This window comes from Microcoleus sp. Aus8_D2, assembly GCF_036702665.1.
Taxonomy (GTDB): Bacteria; Cyanobacteriota; Cyanobacteriia; order Cyanobacteriales; family Microcoleaceae; genus Microcoleus.
This window is the reverse complement of the sequence record NZ_JAUBUN010000008.1, coordinates 1-8357: the sequence shown is the minus strand read 5'-3', so window position 1 is coordinate 8357 and position 8357 is coordinate 1. Positions and strand designations below refer to the sequence as shown.

The window sequence follows — 8357 nt, the reverse complement described above, 5'->3', positions numbered from 1 at the left end:
GCTATAAAATAGGTTTGTAGTGAGGACTTTAGTCCTCTTATCCTAGTTGAGTCAAGAAGGACTGAAGTCCTCACTACAAACCAGGCCTTGCAAAAAAACTGTTTCTGTCACGAATCGACCGCTATAAAATAGGTTTGTAGTGAGGAATTTAGTCCTCTTATCCTAGTTGAGTCAAGAAGGACTGAAGTCCTCACTACAAACCTGGCTTTGCTAATTTATGCAAATAGGAAAACACAGGGGAAGAAAGATGAAAGAGCAAAATGTCAAGGATGGAACTGGAAAGAAGAAAAAGCACTTTTTCTTTCTTTTACCTTTGGTTTTTTGCATTTTAAATTTAGTGACAGGATGCGTTCAGTACGATGTTGGAGTCAACTTTGACAGTCAAACTCACGGGGCAATCGTGCAGCACATTAAACTGGGGGAAAGGTTGACGAGCTTCAGCAGCGAAACAGTTGGAGATTGGTTGAAAAGCGTAGAAAAGCGGGCGAGATTGCTGGACGGAAAAACTAAACGGCTTTCTGATAGAGAAGTTTTAGTGACGATTCCTTTCAATAATGGAGCCGAATTAGAAGACAAGTTCAACCAATTTTACAATCCGATCGCACAAACCGCCAAATCTCGCGTCGCAAGTCCCCTAGAAACCGATTTGCCCAAGTTTGAATCTCACCTGAGTGTCAAGCAGAATAATTTGTTATTGGTGCTGCGAAATCGGTTAAGTTTGGAATTGGATTTGCGCTCTCTGGCTCTGGTTTCCTCAAACGGCAGTCCTCTGCTGAATCCGGGGGGACTTTTGGAGCTAGACTTTAGCTTGAACACGCCTTGGGGTGCCGAAAATATTTCAACTACTGTCGCCGGTGCGCTGGTTCCCCAAAGCTACCAGCAGGGAAAGCAGTTAGTTTGGAAGCTGAAACCCGGAGAAGTTAACTATTTGGAGGCGACATTCTGGATTCCGAGTCCCGTAGGAATTGGAGCGCTGATTATTGCCTTATTTGTGGCGGCGGGCATTGCTGTGAAATATCAAATATTGCCAGCCCTGGGAATTGGTAAAAAACAGCAAAACATCAGCCCAACCTAAAAAGGAGATGTTGTGTAAGGGCGGGTTCATTAATATTTTCAATAAACTCTCAGAGTTCCCATAAACCCGCCCCTCCCCGGATATTATGATTAATTGACCAGATTTGATATTATCAAACAATCAGGTAGCATCTGCTAAAAGATAGTTGACAAATAGGAAACAATTTGCTTGACCGGAATTGACAATTAGGAACAGAGAAAATGCGATCGCTAAATTTCTTCTTCATCTTTCTGATTTGCTTGGCTCTAGTATTGTTCAGCATCGAAAATACACAGCCGACCACCGTTCAAATTATTAAAGGCGTCCAAGTTAAAGCCCCGCTGTGCGTAGAACTAATTGTAGCGACAGGATTGGGAGCTGTTTTAGCGTGGCTGTTCAGTTTGTGGTCGAGAATGCAGCGAACCCTCGCCTCTCGCCAAGAAATCCGCCAAGTTCGCGAAAAAGAACAGCAAATTCAGGAATTACAACAAGATCTCGAACGCTATAAAGCAGAAGTAGAAGCAAAACAACCTTTGTTAGAAAGTGCAGAACTGACAAGTTTAGGAACAACAGCAGCCGAGGTCAAAGCTGCTGAAATGACTGCCAATTAAATTGAGTTCCTCTCTCGTTCTCAAAAAGCAAAAATCTCAAATCTCAGTCCTGGACCCACGGGTGGTTAGAAACCAATACGGTTTTTCGGACAGCACCTAACCAGAAATAATTGGTTGAAAGCCCGCCCGCCGGAGCGGGAGAAATTAACATCAGATTATTAATTACTCTAATCCTCGGGCTTAAGGGTAGAGGTCACTCTCAAACTGTCAACTGCCAACTGTCAACTGTCAACTGTTGAAGCAAGCCTATTTATTTGTAGGCGAGTGTATCAGCCGTAAATCTAAAATCTAAAATCTAAAATCTAAAATCGAATGGTTGTTTCCAGAGACCAAGATGGTTTAGAAACGATTTCTGAGGGGATCGCAATTTTAATTGATTTAGCAGAACGGGGAGAAATCGATCCTTGGGACGTTAAAGTCATTGAAGTGTTCGATCGATGTTTGAGCAAGCTGACCAACGCCTCTGATGCCGATCAGAGTTCGGATTTCTCCGATTTGTCCCACTCGGGCCAAGCGTTTTTGTACGCTTCAATGCTGGTTTTGCTCAAAGCTGAAAGTATCGTCCTCTCAGAACCCCCGCCGAATCCCGAATTGGACGAAGCACCCCTCGAAGACACAGAGCACTCAGGAGGGCGACATTTGCCGCAGCATCTGGAGCGACAACTGCGCCGTCGCGGTGTCGCTCAACTACCGCAAAAACGCCCGGTGACTCTCCCAGAGCTGATCGAGCAGTTGCAGCTTATGAAAGCAGCAATGGAGCAGACAGTTGCTCCCCGCCGTCGCCCTACTTCAAAAATGCGATCGCAAGCAGCCCAGGCTATATTTGAGCTGGCTCACCAAGAAAATCTCGTGGAAACGGCTAATGAACTCGATCGGTTTCTGGCAGCACGGGGGCAGGAAATTGATGAGGGGTGGCTCGACTTGGACAAATTGCTGGAACTCTGGCATCACAACGATTTGCACCCCTCTATCCACCCAGAACTCCCGCTATCGACAGAGGAAGTTCATTTACCAAAGCATGACCGCGTGGGAGTTTTTTGGGCGTTGCTGCTGCTGTCGGCTCAGTCTAAAGTAGAGTTGCTTCAAGAGGAGTTTTACCAAGACCTCAAAATCCGGGCCCTTTGAGCCTGGAGGGGCATCCGATCCGGTTCCGGGCCGGGTTGACCAGTCTCTGGAACTCTTGACAGGTATCCGGGCGAACCCGCCCCATCGTAGTTCAAGGTGCATTCACCCGGACTTGAGATTATTTCTGATTTCTGATTCCTGGTTGGTTAAATCCAGGTAAATTGGGCATAAATGATTGATAGCCTGGTAGGATATCGCCTATAAACAGGTCAGTCGATTTTAGATTTTAGATTTTAGATTTTAGATTTACTTGCAGCTCCGTGAATCTGGGAGCAGGAACTAGAGTCTAGAATCTTGAAATCGACCCTGATGCTCGCGTCGGTGGCTTATACCCGTTTTTGGGCGGGGTCAGGATGGTGCCGCGATCGAATCGATTCGATCGCAACCGCTAGCATCTAATTGTTGAGTTGATATCAATTAACAGAGGGTTGAGGAAGTTAATCATGAAAGCGATGATTCTGGCGGCCGGTAAAGGCACTCGCGTCCGTCCCATTACTCAGACAATACCCAAACCGATGATTCCCATCCTGCAAAAGCCAGTGATGGAGTTTTTGGTTGAATTGCTCCGCCAGCACGGATTTGACCAGATTATGGTCAATGTTTCCCACCTGGCTGATGTAATTGAAAACTACTTCCGCGACGGTCAAAAGTTTGGGGTACAAATTGGCTATTCTTTTGAAGGGCGAATTGAGGACGGAGAACTGATTGGAGAAGCCGTCGGTTCGGCTGGCGGTATGAGGCGAATTCAGGACTTCTCGCCGTTTTTTGACGATACTTTTGTCGTGCTGTGCGGCGACGCTTTGATTGACTTGGACTTGACTGCTGCTGTGAAGTGGCATCGGGAAAAAGGTGCGATCGCTACTATTGTGATGAAATCTGTTCCCCGCGATGAGGTTCCCAGTTACGGAGTGGTGGTAACAGACGATTCTGGCCGAATTAAAGCTTTCCAAGAAAAACCTTCTGTAGAAGAAGCTCTGAGTACCGACATCAACACTGGTATTTATATTTTTGAACCGGAAATATTCAATTACATCCCTTCCGGGGAGGAATACGATATCGGTTCGCAATTATTCCCCGCGCTAGTAGCAGCAGGTGCGCCTTTTTACGGGATTAGCATGGACTTTGAGTGGGTAGATATCGGCAAAGTTCCTGACTATTGGCGGGCAATTCAGAGCGTGCTATTGGGCGAAATTAAAAATGTTTCGATTCCGGGAATTGAAGTGCGCCCCGGCATTTACGCTGGTTTGAATGTAGCTGTGAACTGGGATAAGGTTGATATTACTGGGCCTGTTTACATTGGCGGGATGACGATCGTTGAAGACGGAGCAAAAATTGTCGGCCCGACAATGATCGGCCCAAATTGTTGGGTGTGTAGCGGGGCGACTGTGGAAAACAGCGTGATTTTTGAATATTCCCGTTTGGGCCCCGAGGTGCGGTTGGTTGACAAACTGGTGTTCGGGCGCTACTGCGTTGACAAAACCGGGGCGGCGATCGATTTGCAAGCGGCGGCTCTCGATTGGCTGATTACTGACGCTCGCCAAGTTTTACCAACTCAACAGAGAGAAGAGCGACTGGCGATCGCAGACATTCTCGGCACTGCTGACTAATTGGGAATTGGGCATGGGGCATTGGGCATGGGCATGGGCATGGGCATGGGCCTCATTGGCCAAACAGGTCATTGGCCAAACAGGTCATTGGCCAAACAGGTCATTGGCCAAACAGGTCTGTCAACTGTCAACTGTCAACTGTCAACTGCCAACTGCCCACTGCCAACTGCCCACTGCCAACTGCCCACTGCCAACTGTCAACTGTCAACTTAACTAAGATTGTAAGTAAGTATATTGGCTAAGACTCCGCTCGTAATTTTGCAGTAAAAGTTGGGCTTCGGAAAGAGTAATTTTATTTTGCTGCAAAGCTGATTCTGTCTGACGGCGGATGCTTTCAACCAAACTTTCTGCATCGTATTGTACGTAGCTGAGGACTTCTTTCATAGTGTCCCCTTTCACAACGTGTTCAATATGATAACCAGAAGGCGTTAGCTGAATGTGAACCGTATTTGCATCGCCGAATAAGTTGTGAAGGTTGCCCATAATTTCTTGATAAGCACCTCCCAAAAACAGCGCTAAATAGTAAGGTTCTCCGGGTTTGATTGTATGCAGTTCCAGAACAGACTTCACATCTCGCAAATCGATAAATTGGTCGATTTTGCCGTCGCTGTCACAGGTGAGATCGGCTAAAATACCCCGCTGAGTCGGTTCTTCATCAAGCCGATTAATTGGCATAATAGGAAACAATTGGTTGATAGCCCAACTGTCTGGTACTGACTGGAAAACAGATAAGTTGATGTAATAAATCGATGCCATCACCTTTTCTAAGTCTTCCAAATCTTCCGATACATAGTCTTTTTGCCGCGCGATTGTCTGTATTTTATCGCAGCAAGCCCAGTACAACTGTTCGGTTTTCGCCCGTTCCGCAATTCCCAGATAGCCTAAGTTAAATAAACTGACTGCTTCTTCCTTGAATTGAATAGCATCGTGATAGACTTCTTGGTAATTTTCGGGAGTAATTGATTGGTAAATTTCGTAGAGATTGCGCGGAATTTGGTGCGCGTTTTCGTCTACTGGTTCTGGTACTTCTCTGGGGACATCGCTAGTCCCGAGTACGTCAAAAACTAACACTGATTGGTGAGATGCGATCGCCCGCCCGCTTTCGCTAATGATAATTGGGACAGGAATTTTCCGCTCGTCACAGGCATCTTTGACTCCCGCTACTACGTCGTTTGCGTAGTTTTGCATATTGTAGTTTTTGGAAGCGTGGAAGTTGGTTTTAGAGCCGTCGTAGTCAACGCCCAGCCCGCCGCCTACGTCCAAGTAGTTCATGTTAGCTCCCAATTTAGCTAATTCTACATAGATGTGGCTGGCTTCTCGAATGGCATCTTTGATGACGCTAATTGAGGAAATTTGAGAGCCGATGTGGAAGTGCAGCAACTGCAAACAGTCGAGCATTCCAGCTTTTTCTAGTTCGCCGACTGCGCGGATAATTTCAGGAATTGTCAAGCCAAATTTTGCCCGATCGCCCGTGGAACCTCCCCAGCGGCCAACGCCTTTGGTAGTTAGTTTGGCTCGCACTCCCAAAATTGGTTTAATTCCTAATGCTTTGCTAGCTGTGATTGCGAGTTCTACTTCCTCAATTTGCTCCAGCACAATTACAGAAGTTTGCCCTAACCGCTGCGCCAAAATTGCGGTTTCTATGTACTCGCGGTCTTTGTAACCGTTGCAAATTAACAACGCGCCTGGGGTTTTTAAGGTCGCCAAAGCTATCATTAATTCTGGTTTCGATCCGGCTTCCAGTCCGAAGTGATGGGGTTGACCGAAGCGCACCAAATCTTGAATTAATTGCCGGTGCTGGTTGCATTTGACTGGAAAGACACCGCGATAGACATTTTTGTAATTGTAGCGGGCGATCGCTCTGGCAAAACAGGAATTGAGGCGATCGATCCGGTCTTCCAAAATATCAGAAAATCGAATCAGCAGCGGCAAAGCCAAATTTCGCTGCTTGAGCGATTCTACCAGTTCGCACAAGTCGAGGGAACCGCCGCGATCGCCTTTGGGAGAGACTGTAACGTGACCGGCAGCATTAATCGAAAAATAGGGTTCGCCCCAACCTTGAATTCGGTACAGTTTCTCGCTATCTTCTATTGTCCAAGATTTTTGTGGCAGTTGAGAACCGGCTACCAAAGCACTGTGGGATACAGTCAAACTCGTGACTGTTTGTGGCTGAGTCGATAGCGGCTCGATATCGGAGGAAGCAGCGGTGGCTGGGGAACTCATCTTATCGGAAACCTCGAAATGACTGGTCAAATAGATAGTTTATCGCACATATTGGGTTTCCTGATGTAGTTTAAAATTCACTTTGGGGATACGATGTGAGTTTTGAGTTTAGAGTTTTGAGATTTGACTCCACACATACTTGAAGCTGAGGGATTGAACTAAAATTTCAACTGCGATTGCTCTCGACGACTTATATCTTCAAGCGATGTATCCCAAGGTGAACTCGGAAACTCAGTTTTTGAGTTCATCTGTGCCAAGAGTGTTGTCGGACGATCGATCGCCCGACACACTCTCACCCCATACAGTTTAGATAAGACAGTGCGATCGGCAAAACCCTGCGAACAAAAGATACTGCGATTGCTTCGTTCCTCCCAATGACAACCGCTCACAATCGCGTGTAGCACTCTAACCAAAAATCACCTCCGGCGGTGCCATATCAGCCCCCATAATCATGGCCCCGTTGTGAGACTTCTTCAAACCCGGCTGAGGCGCTTTTTCTTGGCTTTTCGGAGACGGTGCAACAGAGGCGGGCGGTTTCACCTGCGGCTGAGGTACTGCATTTGCGCCTGGTACTACGGGTTGCTGCGACAGCCAACCCACACCCCCTATAGCCCCAGCCATCAAAGCGGTGTAGCCGATGTACAAATGCACCGGATTCATTTGAAAGCCTTCGGCTGACTCGGAGTCGGAAACAGACAAATACGTGCCGGGAATTGGGCTCGGATCGGGTTTGGGCAAAGCATTCGCCATCGCGGTGCCGTCTAGTCCCAAGGCGTCGCCCAGCCTGCGGATAAAACCTCTAACGTAAATATCTTGGGGCAGTTTCTCGATTTCCCCATTTTCGATCGCTTCGATGTGGTGCAGCGGCACAAGAGTTTGACTGTGGAGTTGCTGGAGGGATAGCGATCGAATTTGCCGTCCCTTGCGCAATTCTGTGCCCAACTCCCGCAGACACTCTTCTCGCTGTTGAACAGTCAGGGCTGCTGCTTCTTGCTTGGTGAGTTTTTTATCCTTTTGGAGAAACCCGAATCCTGCGAAGGATTTTGCGGGGGCGATGACAGTTGCAGGTGCAGCGGACTCTAATTGAATTTGGTCTTGGGGCGCTGGGAAGCTTTCTTCTAAAGTGTTAGTATCTCGACGATCGCAATTTTCAGTCTCAGACTCGGTTTTGGGAGGCGCTTCCAAAGTAGCGCTGCGCCAATAGAAAACAGGAGCAGCTACTGGCGGCTCTACTTCTCTAACATAGGGTGCGGCGTCACTTGGAGCAGCGAAAGTCTCTTGGGCGACTTGCATTTCCGTTTTGTTTGGTTTGGGAAATCGATCGAATGCGAGCTTGACGGCTTCTCTGCTAACTGCTCTAATTAAAATTTCGGCAGCAGATGCTGCGGAGCCCAACATCGTTTGCAAGCTAGCTAGAGCTTGGCTGTAGGTTTCGCTACAGAGGAGTTCAGCTTCTATTTGACCGAGGACAGAACGAAAACTTTCTTGAGAAACTTCAATAGTTGCGTGATCTGTCACCCCAAAATAAGCCTCGGGTTTCAGTGCCATGATGTTTATGTTTTCTTGCTAGAAGGTATCTGAGTAAGTTCTTCTAAAGCTTGGCAGTGATTCCGGATGTCGGTTAGGGGAGAGTGGGGGGAGTGGGGGAAGGGGAGAGGGGGAGAGGGGGGTAGTGGGAATGCCCCATGCCCCAAGCCCCCTGCCCCCAGCCCCCAGCCCCCGGCCCCCAGGCCCCAG

Annotated in this window: 7 protein-coding genes and 1 pseudogene; 5 read left to right on the top strand and 3 right to left on the bottom strand. The window is 47.7% G+C overall.

The annotated features are described in order from the left end of the window. Window positions 1-247: 247 nt before the first annotated feature. From QUB64_RS08390 to QUB64_RS08370, 5 genes are all read left to right on the top strand, one after another. The gene (locus QUB64_RS08390; protein WP_333268285.1) at window positions 248-1075 is read left to right on the top strand and encodes a DUF3153 domain-containing protein; all 828 of its coding nucleotides are present in this window, start codon (window positions 248-250) and stop codon (window positions 1073-1075) included. A gap of 200 nt (window positions 1076-1275) precedes the next feature. Then, window positions 1276-1665: a LapA family protein gene (locus QUB64_RS08385; RefSeq protein WP_333268283.1), complete on the top strand. Its 390-nt coding sequence runs from the start codon at window positions 1276-1278 to the stop codon at window positions 1663-1665. Window positions 1666-1977: 312 nt separating this feature from the next. Next, window positions 1978-2790, top strand: coding sequence for a segregation/condensation protein A (locus QUB64_RS08380; RefSeq protein ID WP_333268281.1), 813 nt, complete (start codon window positions 1978-1980; stop codon window positions 2788-2790). 443 nt (window positions 2791-3233) lie between these two features. Continuing rightward, entirely contained in the window at window positions 3234-4397 is a 1164-nt protein-coding gene (locus tag QUB64_RS08375; RefSeq protein WP_333268279.1) for an NDP-sugar synthase, read from the top strand. Between the two features lie 13 nt (window positions 4398-4410). After that, window positions 4411-4614: a hypothetical protein gene (locus QUB64_RS08370; RefSeq protein WP_333268277.1), complete on the top strand. Its 204-nt coding sequence runs from the start codon at window positions 4411-4413 to the stop codon at window positions 4612-4614. Here the strand turns inward: QUB64_RS08370 and speA are convergent. From speA to QUB64_RS08355, 3 genes and pseudogenes are all read right to left on the bottom strand, one after another. Beyond that, the gene (gene speA / locus QUB64_RS08365) at window positions 4611-6620 is read right to left on the bottom strand and encodes a biosynthetic arginine decarboxylase (RefSeq protein ID WP_333268275.1); all 2010 of its coding nucleotides are present in this window, start codon (window positions 6618-6620) and stop codon (window positions 4611-4613) included. The two genes, QUB64_RS08370 and speA, sit on opposite strands and share 4 nt — an antisense overlap. A gap of 405 nt (window positions 6621-7025) precedes the next feature. Continuing rightward, window positions 7026-8168, bottom strand: a complete 1143-nt coding sequence (locus QUB64_RS08360; protein WP_333268273.1) for a helix-turn-helix domain-containing protein — start codon at window positions 8166-8168, stop codon at window positions 7026-7028. Window positions 8169-8173: 5 nt separating this feature from the next. Next, window positions 8174-8357, bottom strand: a pseudogene (locus QUB64_RS08355) (hypothetical protein); the annotation flags it as partial.